Origin of the sequence: Microbacterium sp. LMX7-1.2 (assembly GCF_040675935.1) — a bacterium.
Classification (GTDB): Bacteria; Actinomycetota; Actinomycetes; order Actinomycetales; family Microbacteriaceae; genus Microbacterium.
In genome coordinates this window covers 897,905-910,730 of sequence record NZ_JBEGIL010000001.1, presented here as the reverse complement: position 1 = coordinate 910,730, position 12,826 = coordinate 897,905, and the positions used below count along the sequence as shown (strand labels likewise).

At 70.5% G+C, this 12,826-nt stretch carries 9 protein-coding genes; 6 read left to right on the top strand and 3 right to left on the bottom strand.

The window, feature by feature from the left end:
• Positions 1–99: 99 nt before the first annotated feature.
• Positions 100–981 (bottom strand): SDR family oxidoreductase, encoded by an 882-nt coding sequence (locus MRBLMX7_RS04580; RefSeq protein ID WP_363366392.1) that lies wholly within the window; start codon positions 979–981, stop codon positions 100–102.
• 173 nt (positions 982–1,154) lie between these two features.
• Here MRBLMX7_RS04580 and MRBLMX7_RS04575 point away from each other — a divergent pair, with 173 nt between their 5' ends.
• The 4 genes from MRBLMX7_RS04575 to MRBLMX7_RS04560 all read left to right on the top strand — a co-directional run bounded on the left by MRBLMX7_RS04575 (position 1,155) and on the right by MRBLMX7_RS04560 (position 6,551).
• Entirely contained in the window at positions 1,155–1,313 is a 159-nt protein-coding gene (locus MRBLMX7_RS04575; protein WP_363366391.1) for a hypothetical protein, read from the top strand.
• Between the two features lie 39 nt (positions 1,314–1,352).
• Positions 1,353–2,006, top strand: coding sequence for a gamma carbonic anhydrase family protein (locus MRBLMX7_RS04570; protein WP_363366390.1), 654 nt, complete (start codon positions 1,353–1,355; stop codon positions 2,004–2,006).
• The gene (locus tag MRBLMX7_RS04565) at positions 2,003–4,969 is read left to right on the top strand and encodes an aminotransferase (protein ID WP_363366389.1); all 2,967 of its coding nucleotides are present in this window, start codon (positions 2,003–2,005) and stop codon (positions 4,967–4,969) included. The genes MRBLMX7_RS04570 and MRBLMX7_RS04565 overlap by 4 nt, the downstream gene beginning before the upstream one ends.
• A 154-nt stretch (positions 4,970–5,123) precedes the next feature.
• Positions 5,124–6,551, top strand: coding sequence for an APC family permease (locus MRBLMX7_RS04560; protein WP_363366388.1), 1,428 nt, complete (start codon positions 5,124–5,126; stop codon positions 6,549–6,551).
• Between the two features lie 34 nt (positions 6,552–6,585).
• Here MRBLMX7_RS04560 and gdhA read toward each other — a convergent pair whose 3' ends face one another.
• Positions 6,586–7,947, bottom strand: coding sequence for an NADP-specific glutamate dehydrogenase (gdhA, locus tag MRBLMX7_RS04555; RefSeq protein WP_414685137.1), 1,362 nt, complete (start codon positions 7,945–7,947; stop codon positions 6,586–6,588).
• Positions 7,948–8,088: 141 nt separating this feature from the next.
• Positions 8,089–10,776 carry a phosphoenolpyruvate carboxylase gene (locus MRBLMX7_RS04550; RefSeq protein ID WP_363366386.1) on the bottom strand — a complete coding sequence of 896 codons (2,688 nt, stop codon included), beginning with the start codon at positions 10,774–10,776 and terminating at the stop codon, positions 8,089–8,091.
• A 135-nt stretch (positions 10,777–10,911) separates the two neighbouring features.
• On the opposite strand from MRBLMX7_RS04550, the gene MRBLMX7_RS04545 reads away from it, so the two are divergent.
• The gene (locus tag MRBLMX7_RS04545) at positions 10,912–11,508 is read left to right on the top strand and encodes a MazG family protein (RefSeq protein WP_363370815.1); all 597 of its coding nucleotides are present in this window, start codon (positions 10,912–10,914) and stop codon (positions 11,506–11,508) included.
• Between the two features lie 65 nt (positions 11,509–11,573).
• A complete protein-coding gene (locus MRBLMX7_RS04540) occupies positions 11,574–12,824 on the top strand; it encodes a histidine--tRNA ligase (protein WP_363370813.1) in 1,251 nt (416 codons plus the stop codon).
• Positions 12,825–12,826: the final 2 nt, after the last annotated feature.

Sequence of the window (12,826 nt, the reverse complement as noted above, 5' to 3'; positions counted from 1 at the left end):
GAGACGGCGGCCGACACGCCGCCGGCAGGGCGGATGCCGCGGCGTGGCGCGTCCGGCATCCGCAGCCGTGCCCGGAGGCGGGCAGGGGGAGGGTCCGAGTCAGAGCGAGAAGCCGCCGTCCGAGGTGAGGACCTGGCCGACGACCCACGATCCGGCCGGCGTGCACAGCCAGCCGATCAGGTTCGCGGGGTCCGACGGCCGACCCACGCGTCCGAACGGCTGCGCCGTGATCCAGTCCGCGACGCCGGAGAGATCGCGGTCGGTCGTGTCGGGGTCGAGATAGCCGGTGTTCACAGGCCCGGGGTTCACGGTGTTCAGCACGATCCCCACGTCGAGCAGCTCGCGGGCGACCGAACGCGTGATGCCGGCGAGGGCGGCCTTGCTCGTGGCATACGCGATCTCGCCGACCATCGCGCCGTGACCCTGCCCCGAGGTCATCCAGACGACGTGTCCCGTCGGCGCGTCGAACGGTCCGAAGTCGGCGACGCGATCGCCCGGCCGTGCGATGTCGATCCCCGCGCCCCCGAGCTCCTGCCGTCGGCGCCGCGCGAGCCCGGCCGTGAGCAGCAGCGACGCACGCGCGTTCGTCTGCCAGTGCGCGTCGAGCCGCTCGGGGGTCATGTCGAAGATCGATCCGTCGCCGCCCGTGAGCGCCTGGTTGCAGACGAGGATGTCGAGCCGGCCGGTGAGCGCCGAGGCGGCGTCGAGCAGCGGGTCGATCGCGGCGGGATTGCGGAGATCGGCGTGATGGTCGGCCATCGCGGCGCCCGGAGCGAGGACGGCGGCGATGCCGGAGCGCACCTCGTCGAGGTCGTCACCGCCCCAGGGCTGGTCGAGGTCGTGCGGACGATAGTGATGGATCACGACGTTCGCGCCGAGGCTGGCGAGCATCGAGGCGGTGGCGAAGCCGATGCCGCGCAGTCGGGAGACACCGGTGACGAGGGCGGTCCTGCCGGAGAGAGGAAGGTCGGTGGGGTGCATGGGTGAGCCTTTCGATCGAGGAGCCGAGGCGCGCGAGAACGCAGCCGAACGGCGGGGAGGGGATCGATTCAGAGGCCAGCCATGTGCGCCAGCGTAGCAGTGGGAGAGCTAGCGACACGGTCACCGCACGTCAACGGGGTGACGGCAGACCGCGGGCGAGGGAAGATGAAGCCATGTGGGCACTTCTGATCATCCTCCTCATCGTGTGGGCCGGTCTCGCGGTCTTCGGCTTCGTCGTCAAGGGACTCCTCTGGCTCGCGGTCCTCGGCATCGTCCTGTTCCTGGCGACGATCGTGATCGGAATGGTCCGCCGAGCCGGCGCCAGGAAGTAGTCCTCTCGCGCGGGACGCCCGCAGCGCTACGCTGACGTCATGTTGTACGAGCACCTCGGGGCTCGACCCCGCATCCATGACACCGCCGTCATCGCCCCCACCGCCGTCGTCTCGGGCGACGTCGAGATCGGGCCGAACTGTCAGGTACTGCACGGGGCCGTGATCACGGCCGAGGGTGGCCCGATCCGGCTCGGCGAGCACGTGATCGTGATGGAGAACGCGCTGATCCGCGCGACCGCTGCGAACGCGGTGCACATCGGATCGCACACGCTCATCGGCACGCTCGCGAGCATCGCGGGAGCGACCGTCGGCGAGGAGGTCTTCTTCGCCTCGGGTGCCCGGATCTTCAACGGCGCCCTGGTCGGCGACCGTTGCGAGGTGCGCGTCAACGCGATCGTGCACCGTCGCGCCGTGCTTCCCGCGGGCACCGTCGTGCCGATCGGCTGGGTCGCGGTGGGCGACCCCGTGCAGCTCCTGTCGCCCGACCGCGAGGACGAGATCGCCGCCGCGCAGCCCGACCTCGACTTTCCCGGGCACGTCTTCGGCGTGGACCGCGACACCCCCGACCTCATGGTGCAGCTCACCGAGCGCTACGGCACCTCGCTCGCCCGCCATGCGGACGACGTGCTCATCGACGGGACGATCCACACCGACGGCGCCCGCGGCGACGGCCCCGCGGTGGGGCGGGGGTGAGCGCGGGCACCGGGCTCGTCCGCCCGGCGGTGACGACCGCGGACGCCGAGGCCATCGCCCGAGAGTGCTACGGCATCGATGCCTCCGCGACCGAGCTCGGCAGCAACCAGGATCGCAACTTCGTGCTGCGCGAAGCCGACGGCACCCGCAGCGTGCTCCGCGTCGACAACCCGGTGACCGGCGACGAGGCCCGCGATGCGCAGCACGCCGCCATCGAGGCATACCGTTCGGCGGGCGTCGACGTGCCCGCAGTGCTGCCCGGAATCGACGGCGCGCTCACCCAGAGGTGGGGCGGATTCGCCGTACGACGCAGCGAGTTCGCCGAGGGGGAGCCGCTCGTCGATGCCGGCTATCTCGCTCCGATCGTGCTGTCGGAGTTCGGAGCGCTCGCCGCGGCTTCCGTCACCGCCCTCGCCGGGCTCCGGCATCCGGGACTCGACCGCGAGCAGATGTGGGACATGCGGGTCGCCGCCGCGCAGGTGCGGCTGCTGTCCCCGTCGATCACGGACTCGCGGCTCCGCGCCCGCGTGCGCGAGGCCGCCGAGGAGGCGGAGGCCGCGCTCGCGGTCGTGGCCGATCGACTTCCGGTTCAGCCGATCCACGGCGACCTCACCGACGACAATGTCATGGGGGAGCGCAGGAGCGACTCGCGACTGCATCCGCGTGTCGTGATCGATCTGGGCGACCTCGGGACGGGGTGGCGCGTCGCCGAACTCGCCGTGTGCGCCGCGTCGATGCTGCATCACGAGCCCGCTCGACCGCTGCGCGTGCTCGACACGATCGCCGCGTTCCACGAACTCGTGCCGCTGTGCGACGAGGAGGCCGACGCCGTGTGGCCGCTCATCGTGCTGCGCGCCGCGCTCCTCGTGGCGAGCGGGTGGCGGCAGCTCGAGATCGACGGCGACAACGAGTACGCCGCCGAGCGGGTGGCGGGGGAGCAGGCGATCTTCGACGCCGCGACCTCCGTTCCCCTTGTGGAGGCCGTCGAGCACGTGCGCGCGCGGCTCGGGATCGACGCCCCGTCGTTCCGGGCGACCGGGCTCACGGACCTCTCCTCGCTGATCCCCGACCTCGAAGGACGGGTGTCGATCCTCGACCCCGGGGTGGAGGCTGCCGGTTTGGATGCCGGGCGGTGGCTCGAATCGGATGCCGAGGCGCAGCTGATCGCGGACGCGCACGCCTCCGGCGCCCGGGTGGCGGTCATGCCCTACGGCGTGTACCGGCTCACGCGCTCGGTGATCGACGCCGCCGATGCCGCCGCGACCTGGCCCGTCGAGACAGAGCTGCACATCGCCCCTGGCCCCTCGATGCGGCTGACGGCCCCGGTCGACGGCGAGATGACGGTGCTCGAGGGTCGCGTGCGGCTTGCCGTCGGCGACGGCTGGATCGTGGAGATCCGCGGTGCGGATGTGGAACCCGCGCGGGGCGGGCCCGTCGCGAGCGGAGACGCGATCGGGAGACTCGCCGCCTCGTTCGACGGCCGGGTGGTGGTCGTCGGCGTCCGCCGCGCCGACTCCCCGGTGCCGACCCCGCTGTCGGATGCCTCGCCTCTCCTCGCGCCCGAACCCGCGAGCGCCCGGCTCGTCGCTCCCGACGACGTGGCGGCCTGGGCGCGGCTGACCGCCGACCCCGCTCCGCTGCTCGGCATCCCCGTCCTCGCCCAGCGCGACGAGTCGGAGGACGAGCTGCGTCGCCGCGGGCGCATCTTCGCGGCTGCCCAGGAGCGGTACTACGAGCATCCGCCGCAGATCGAGCGCGGCTGGCGCCATCATCTGGTCGACACGACGGGTCGCAGCCACGTCGACATGGTCAACAACGTCGCGGGACTCGGGCACGCGCATCCGGCCGTCGCGGACGCCGCGAACGCGCAGCTGCGTCTGCTCGGCACGAACTCGCGCTTCCTGTTCCGCGACCTCGCGGAGTACAGCGAACGGCTGCTCGCGCTCCTGCCGGAGGGCAGCGGACTCGACACCGTGCTGCTCGTCAACAGCGGCTCGGAGGCGGTCGACCTGGCGATCAGGCTCGCGCAGGCGGCCACGGGACGGTCGACGGTCGTGGCGCTCCGCGAGGCGTATCACGGCTGGACCCAGGCGAGCGACGCGGTCACGACCAGTGCCTACGACAACCCGGATGCCGTCGGCACGCGTCCGCGCTGGGTGCACGTCGCCGACGTCCCCAACCGGTTCCGCGGCACCTATCGGGGCGACGACACGGCAGCCGCGTACCTCGCCGATCTCGACACCGACCTGGATCTCCTGTCGGCCGATCGGAGGGACGTCGCGGCGTTCCTGTGCGAACCGGTGCTGGGCAACGCGGGCGGGGTGCTGCTGCCGGACGGGTACCTCGCCGGAGCGTATGAGCGGGTGCGCGCGCGGGGAGGCCTCTGCATCGCCGACGAGGTGCAGATCGGGTTCGGTCGCCTGGGGTCGACGTTCTGGGGCTTCGAGCAGTCCGGAGCGGTGCCCGACATCATCACCATCGCCAAGCCCATGGGCAACGGGTTCCCGATCGGCGGCGTGATCACGACGAGGCGCATCGCCGACGCGCTGAGCGCCCAGGGACAGTTCTTCTCTTCCGCCGGAGGGAGCACGCTCAGCTGCCGCGTCGGAATCGCGGTGCTCGATGCCATGGTCGAAGACGACCTGCAGCGAAACGCCCTCGAGGTCGGCGCGCACCTGGTCGCGGGCTTCGAGGAGCTCGCGCGACGGCATCCGCTGATCGGACCGGTGCACGGCACCGGCCTCTATCTGGGTGTCGAGCTCGTGCGCGACCGCGAGACCCTGGAGCCCGCGGCAGCGGAGGCCGCGGCGATCTGCGAACGGATGCGCGAGCTCGGCGTGATCGTGCTCACGACGTCGGAGCGCTCGAACGTGCTGAAGATCAAGCCGCCGCTGTGCCTCACGATCGCGAGCGCAGATCACGTCCTCGCGATGCTCGATCGCGTTCTCGCCGAAGGCTGGTGAAAGTCTTCCTTCGAATCCCGCTTCGAGGTGTCATGTTAAATGCGTATTTCGAATCAGATTCGGTCTTCCGCTGACGAATAGCAGGGGTACATACTGATGCTCAGCGTCGGACGACCCGAAGTCCGGCCCATGCGCTGTCCCTCGAGGAGTACACATGGCAGAGAAGACGAAGCCGCTCGCTCACGGCGGTGGGAGCCTCCGACGGAATCTCGGCCTCTGGGCGATCGTCGGCCTCGGCCTCGGCTACATGACGCCGACCGTGGTGTTCGACACCTTCGGCATGGTCGCTCGCGACACGAACGACGTCGTCCCCGCCGCGTACCTCGTGGCGTTGATCGTCATGGTGTTCACGGCCATCAGCTACGGCAAGATCGCGAGCGCGATCCCCAGCGCCGGATCCGCGTACACCTACGTGCGCGAGTCGATCCATCCGAACCTCGGCTTCATGGTCGGCTGGACCTCGCTCATCGACTACGTGCTGCTACCCATGGTGAACTGCCTCATCATCAAGAGCTATCTCGAGGCCATGTTCCCCGACGTCCCCGCGTGGATCTGGGTCGTGCTGTACTGCATCGCCGTCACGAGCATCATCTACATGACCATGCGCGGCACGTCGAACCTCAACATGATCCTGCTCGTGTTCTCGATCGTCGTCATGGTCGTGTTCGTCGTGCTCGTGGTCGCGCAGCTGATGCGCGGCGACGGGGCGGCGACGATCCTCTCCGTCGGCGCATTCCTGCACGACGACGTGACCCTGGGGGCCGTGCTGACCGGCGCGACCATCGTCTGCTTCTCGTTCATCGGCTTCGACGCCGTCACGATGTACGCCGAGGAGGCGAAGGACCCGAAGATCATGCCGAAGGCGATCCTCTTGACCGTCCTCCTCGGCGGAGGGATCTTCCTCGTCGCCTCGTACGTCTCGCAGCTGCGGTTCCCGGACTGGAACGAGTTCGCTCCGGGTGGCGACATGCAGTTCGTCGAGGACTCCACGCTGCCGATCATCGGCGACCTCGTCGGCGGCAACGTCTTCATGGCGGTGCTCACGGCCGCGGGCTTCTGTGCGACGCTCGCCTCAGGTCTCGCCTCGCACGCCTCGGTATCGCGCATGCTGCTCGTGATGGGGCGCAACAACGTGCTGCCGCAGCGGGCGTTCGGCTACATCAACCAGCGCACGCATACGCCGACGTTCAACATCGTGCTGGTGGGCGCGATCTCGCTGCTCGCCATCCCGTTCACGCTCGAGCTGATCGCTGCGTGGATCAACTACGGCGCGCTGATCGCGTTCACGTTCGTGAACATCTCGGTGATCGCGTGGTTCGCGATCCGCAAGGGGATGCGCCGCACGCCGCGCGAGATCTTCTCGTACATCGTGATGCCCGCGATCGGCACGCTCCTCACCGGGCTCCTCTGGGTCAACCTGCACCAGGACGCCCTGATCGGCGGCATCACCTGGACGGTCCTCGGCGTGATCTACCTCGCGTTCATCACGAAGGGCTTCCGCAAGAAGGTCGTCGCGTTCGACGAGAACCAGGCGGTGACCGGTTACAACAAGGTCGTGAAGGTCCCGGTCGACGAGAGCTGAGGGGAGGAGGGGGCGCAGACGCGCCCCCTCCTGCTCAGATGACGCCCTGCGCGAGCATCGCGGCGGCGACGCGCTCGAAGCCGGCGATGTTCGCGCCGGCCACGTAGTCGCCCGCGACGTCGTAGCGCTCGGCGGCGTCGAAGGCGGCCGCGTGGATGTCGGCCATGATCTCGCGGAGCTTGTTCTCGCTCGCGTCGAAGGTCCACCGCTGGCGCGAGGCGTTCTGGCTCATCTCGAGCGCCGACGTCGCGACGCCGCCGGCGTTGGCGGCCTTGCCCGGCGCGAACAGCACGCCTGCGGCCTGGAATGCGTCGACGGCAGCGGGGAGGCACGGCATGTTGGCTCCCTCGGACACCGCACGCACGCCGTTGGCGATGAGCGCCTCGGCGGCGGCCAGATCGAGCTCGTTCTGCGTGGCCGAGGGTACCGCGATGTCGACGGGCACCTCCCAGACGCTCCCGCCCTCGACGAATCGGGCGCTCGGGCGACGGTTCGCGTACTCGACGATGCGGGCGCGCTCGACCTCCTTGATCTGACGCAGCAGGTCGACGTCGATGCCGGCGTCGTCGACGACATAGCCGGAGGAGTCGGATGCCGTGACGGCGGTCGCGCCGAGCTGGGTCGCCTTCTGGATCGCGTAGATCGCGACGTTGCCCGAGCCCGAGACGCCGACGCGCTTGCCGTCGAGCGAGTCGCCGTGCACCGCGAGCATCTCCTGCGCGAAGAAGACCGCGCCGTAGCCGGTGGCCTCGGTGCGCACCTCGGCGCCGCCCCAGCCGGTGCCCTTGCCCGTGAACATGCCGGACTCGTGGCGGTTGGTGATCTTGCGGTACTGACCGAACAGGTAGCCGATCTCGCGGCCGCCGACGCCGATGTCGCCGGCGGGGACGTCGGTGTGCTCGCCGAGGTGGCGGTACAGCTCGCTCATGAACGACTGGCAGAAGCGCATGACCTCGGCGTCGGAGCGACCGTGCGGGTCGAAGTCCGAGCCGCCCTTGCCGCCGCCGATGCCCTGACCGGTGAGCGCGTTCTTGAAGATCTGCTCGAAGCCGAGGAACTTGATGATCGACAGGTTCACCGACGGGTGGAAGCGCAGACCCCCCTTGTACGGGCCGAGCACGGAGGAGAACTGGATGCGGTAGCCGCGGTTGACCTGCAGGCGTCCCGCGTCGTCGACCCACGGCACCCGGAAGAGGATCTGCCGCTCGGGCTCCACGACGCGGTCGAGGATGCCGCCGTCGACGTACTCCGGGTGCTTCTCGAGCACCGGGGCGATCGAGTGGAGCACCTCGTGCACGGCCTGCTGGAACTCGGGTTCGTGCGCGCTGCGGACGAGCACGGTGTCGAACACGGGCTGCACGGAGTCGGCGAGGGGCTGGAAGTCGGCGGAGGGCAGAACGGAAGAGGGCACGCGAGAGAGCTTTCTGACGGGATGCGGGAGTGCGATCGTGTCGCGTGAGAAGGGCGCCTGGTCCGGCGAGCTTTTCACTCTATCGGGATACCGGTATTCAGCATCCCGCGGGCGGGCCTCCGCCGATCATCCCGTGTTCTGCAGACCAGCCGCGACGCCGCTGACCGAGAGCAGCAGCAGGCGGCGCTGCTCGTCCTCGGACCCCGAACCCGTCGCCTCGGCGGGATCGCGCAGGGCGCGCAGGGCGCGCAGCTGCAGGAGCGACAGCGCATCGACGTAGGGCGTGCGCAGCTGCACCGCACGCTGCAGGATCGGCTTGTTCTCCAGCAGTCCCACGCCGCCGGTGAGACGGATGACCCACTCCCGGGTGAGCGCGAGCTCGTCGAGCACGAGAGACGCGAGATCGTCGCGGTCGCCCAGGGCGAGGTACTCGCGGGCGATGCGCTCGTCGGTCTTCGCGAGACTCATCGCGACGTTGTCGATCATCGTGCGCAGCAGCGGCCACTCCTGGTACGCCTCGACGAGGCGGGCCTCGTCGCCCACGGCGGCCAGAGCCGTGCCGAGACCGAACCAGCCCGCGAGGTTGATGCGCGCCTGCGTCCACGCGAACACCCACGGGATCGCCCGCAGGTCCTCGAGCGACTCGACGGAGAGACCGCGGCGCGCCGGGCGCGAGCCCAGGGCCAAGAGGCCGATCTCCTCCATCGGGGTGACGGTCGCGAACCAGGGCGCGAAGCCCTCCGCCTTCACGAGCGAGAAGAAGCGCTCACGCGAGGACGAGTCCATGACCGCGGCGATGTCGGCGAAACGGTGCGCCGCGTCACTCGTGCGCTTCTCGACGGTCGGGGAGGAGGCGAGCAGCGTCGCCGCAGCCACCTGGTCGATGTGACGCATCGCGATCGCCGGCTCGCCGTACCGGGCGAAGATGACCTCACCCTGCTCCGTCAGCTTGAAGCGGCCGTCGACCGAATGCGGCGGCTGGGCGAGGATCGCCGAGTTCGCGGGACCGCCGCCGCGCCCGAGGGCGCCGCCGCGACCGTGGAAGAGTGTCAGCTCGATGCCGGACTCCTGCGCCCAGTGCGCGATCTTCTCCTGCGCCTCGTACAGCGCGAGGTTCGCGGCCACCGGTCCGACGTCCTTCGAAGAGTCGGAGTAGCCGAGCATGACCTCGAGGCGGTTGCCGGTCGCGGCCATCCGCTCGCGGAACTCCGGAGACTGCACGGCCTCCGCGAGGATGCCGGGCGCGGCCTGCAGATCGGCGAAGGTCTCGAACAGCGGCACCACGTCGAGCACCGGTGCGTCGTCGCCGAGCGCGTGCCGGGCGAGCTCGTAGACGTTCGCGAGGTCGCTGGCTGCCTGCGTGAACGACACCACGTAGCGCCCGGCCGCCCGCAGGCCGCGGTCGCGCTGGATCTCCGCGATCGCGCGGAAGACCTCGAGCACCTCCTCGGTCTGGGCGCTGATCGGCTCATCGCCCGTGAGCTCGGCGAGGGCCTTCGCGTGCACCTGCGAGTGCTGACGCACCTCGAGCTCGGTGAGGTGGAAGCCGTAGGTCTCGACCTGCCAGATGAGGTGCTGCACGCCGCCGAAGGCGTGGCGCTTCGCGCCGGCCTCGACGAGGGATGACTGCACGGCGCGGAGGTCGGCGAGGAGCTCGTCCGGGCCCGAGTAGCGCTCGCCGTCACCGCGGCGGGTGGCCGCGACGCGGTGCGCGAGGGCGATCACGACACGGCGGTACGGCTCACCGGGGGACCGGGCGCCGAGCTCCTCCGCGAGACGCGGCTCGGCGGCGGCGAAGCGCTCCCAGAGCGCCTGGACCTCGGCGCTGGGCGGCGTGTCCTCGGCATCCAGGGTGAGGGTGCGGCCGATGCGCTCGAGAGCCCGCTCCAGTCCGCGGAGCACGTGGTCGGAGGCGATCTGCGATGCCTCACGCGTGACGGATGCCGTCACGAAGGGGTTGCCGTCGCGATCGCCGCCGACCCACGAGCCGATGCGCACGAACGCCGGGACGACGGGCGCGCTCGCCCCGGAATCGTCGCCGCGCAGGGCGTCGTCGATGCGGCGGTACACGTGCGGCACCGTCGTGAACAGCGTCTCGTCGAACACGCTCATGACCGTGCGGACCTCGTCGGTCGGCGAGGGCTTCTGGGCGCGCAGCGGCGCCGTGCGCCACAGCGTGTCGATCTCCTCGAGCATGCGGCGGCGGGCGCGGTGCTGCTCGGCGCCGTTCTCGCTCGCGGCATCGTGCTGCGTGAGCAGCTCGGACAGGCGGCGGATGCTCGACGACACGGCGCGGCGGCGCGCCTCGGTCGGATGCGCCGTGAACACCGGGTGGAAACGCAGGCCCTCGAGGCGTCGACGCGCCTCGTCGTCGCCGATCTCGCTCTTCAGCCGCGCGTATGCGGAGGCGACGGTGTCGGCGGCGTCCTCCCGGCCGGGCTGCCCGGCGCGTTCGCGCAGGACGCGCACGCGCTGGTGCTCCTCGGCGAGGTTGACGAGATGGAAGTAGCAGGTGAACGCCCGGGCGACCTCGTCGGCGCGCTCGATGCTGAACGACTCCGCGATCGACGCCGCGCGCTCGAACGCGTCGGAGGTCTCTTCGTCATATGCCTGGATCGTGGCGAGACGCAACCGCTCGACGTCGGCGAACAGCTCGTCGCCGCCGGACTCGCGCAGCACCTGGCCGAGGAGGGCGCCGAGCATCCTCACGTCGGAGCGCATCGCGTCCGGGATGCCTCGGCCCGCTTCGAACCGGCCGATGATGCGGATGGCCGAGGTGTCGGTGGGCTCGGGAAAACTCTGTGCGGGGGTCACGCATCGAGAGTATCCCGCTCGGGAGGGGTGCCCTGCACGCATGACGCCGCGCGACGTGAGAGAGTCGATGCGAACCGAGGAGCAGACGTGACCGAACACTTCCGCACCGATCCGCTGCGTGCGGCGGCCGAGACCATGCGCGCGGTGCGCGAGCGGTGCGTGTGGTCGCAGCGCATCACGCATCGCGACCTCGTGCCCTATCTGATCGAGGAGTCGCACGAGGTCATCGATGCGGTCGAGACTGGATCGCGCGCTGATCTGCGCGAGGAGCTCGGCGATCTGCTGTGGCAGGTGCTGTTCCACGCGGCGATCGCAGCCCAGGATCCGGAGGATCCCTTCGACATCGACGACGTGGCGGAGACGCTCACCGAGAAGATGGTGCGCCGGCATCCGCACGTGTTCGCAGGGGAGGTCGCGAACACTCCCGAGGAAGTGCTCGTGCACTGGAACGCCGCGAAGGCGGCCGAGAAGCGCACGAGGGAGAGCGTTCTCGACGGGATACCGCGGGGGATGCCGGCGCTCGCCCTCGCGCAGAAGATCGCGGGTCGTGCGGCGGGAGCCGGGGTCGACGTCGCTCCGGCGGACGGGCCGCGCAGCGAATCCGCGCTCGGCGACGCTCTGCTCTCGCTCGTCGCGACGGCCAGGGTGCACGGCTGGGACGCCGAGCGCGCGCTGCGGGAGCGTCTGCGGGCGCTCGAGGACGAGGTGCGCGCGGCGGAGGCGGCCGGCTGAGCCACGGCATCCGCCTCCGACCTGGAAGGATGGGGGGCGTGGCTACTGTGAATCCGCCGCGCGGCATGCGCGACATCCTCCCCGCCGACAAGGCCCGCCGCGAGAGCGTGCTCTCCGTCATCCGCGAGCGCTACCGCGCACACGGCTTCGACGAGATCGAGACGCCCGCGCTCGAGGAGTACTCGCGGCTGCACGCGGGGATCGGCGGCGACAACGAGAAGCTCGCCTACAACGTGCTGCGCCGGGGTCTCGACGCCGAGGCGATCAGGGCCGCGGCCGACGACCAGTCGGCGCTCTCCGACCTGGGCCTTCGCTACGACCTGACCGTGCCGCTCGCCCGCTTCTACGCGAGCAACCGCGCCCAGTTGCCCGGAGTGTTCCGCGCGATCCAGATCGGGCCGGTGTGGCGTGCAGAGCGCCCGCAGAAAGGCCGGTACCGGCAGTTCGTGCAGTGCGACATCGACATCATCGGCGACGACTCCGCACGTGCGGAGGCCGAGCTCATGGTCGCCTCGCTGGATGCGGTGGACGCGTTGGGGCTCGAGGGGGCGACCGTGCGGATCAACGACCGGCGCGTGCTCGACTGGATGCTCGACAGCTTCGGCTTCTCGGCGGAGGAGCGCCCCGGCGTGCTCATCACGATCGACAAGCTCGACAAGATCGGACCGGAGGGCGTGGCGACAGAGCTGCGCGAACGCGGAGCCGCGGCCTCGGCTGTCAACGCGTTCGAGGAGTTCCTCGGGCGTCCCCAGGTACTGGAGGACAACCCGTACGGTGAGCGGCAGATCCGCACGGCCCTGCCCGAGGGCGTACCCGACGAGATCGTGGGGCACCTGGTCGGCATCGGCGAGGCCGTCGCCGCAGGGCGCAGCGCGTCGGACATCCCGCTCGTGTTCGACCCGTTCCTGGTGCGCGGCATGGGCTACTACACCGGCACGATCTTCGAACTCGCCCACCCCTCGGTCGGGTACTCGCTCGGCGGCGGGGGACGCTACGACGGCATGATCGGGCGCTTCCTCGGCCAGCAGGTCGCCGCCGTCGGGTTCTCGCTCGGCTTCGAGCGTCTCGTCGACCTCGTGACCGCGAGAGCGGATGCCGAGGAGCGCGCGGTCGTGCTCGTGCACGACGCCGACGTGCCGGTCGCGGAGCTCGCGGGCCACAAGGCGACTCTGATCGCCGGAGGCGCGCGCGTGCGACTGGAGCGGCGCCCCAAGAACCTCAAGGCGCTGCTCGAGCGCTCGGCGGCCGACGGCTACACGTCCTTCGCGACCGTACGGTCGGGCGCGACCGAGCTGGAGCTCAAGCCGCTGTCCTGACC

Bases quoted from the DNA above. Each gene is read 5' to 3' on its own strand.
- MRBLMX7_RS04575 (WP_363366391.1), top strand. From the start codon at position 1,155: ATGTGGGCACTTCTGATCATCCTCCTCATCGTGTGGGCCGGTCTCGCG.
- MRBLMX7_RS04540 (WP_363370813.1), top strand. From the start codon at position 11,574: ATGCGCGACATCCTCCCCGCCGACAAGGCCCGCCGCGAGAGCGTGCTC.
- MRBLMX7_RS04560 (WP_363366388.1), top strand. From the start codon at position 5,124: ATGGCAGAGAAGACGAAGCCGCTCGCTCACGGCGGTGGGAGCCTCCGA.
- MRBLMX7_RS04570 (WP_363366390.1), top strand. From the start codon at position 1,353: ATGTTGTACGAGCACCTCGGGGCTCGACCCCGCATCCATGACACCGCC.
- MRBLMX7_RS04545 (WP_363370815.1), top strand. From the start codon at position 10,912: ATGCGCGCGGTGCGCGAGCGGTGCGTGTGGTCGCAGCGCATCACGCAT.
- MRBLMX7_RS04580 (WP_363366392.1), bottom strand. From the start codon at position 981: ATGCACCCCACCGACCTTCCTCTCTCCGGCAGGACCGCCCTCGTCACC.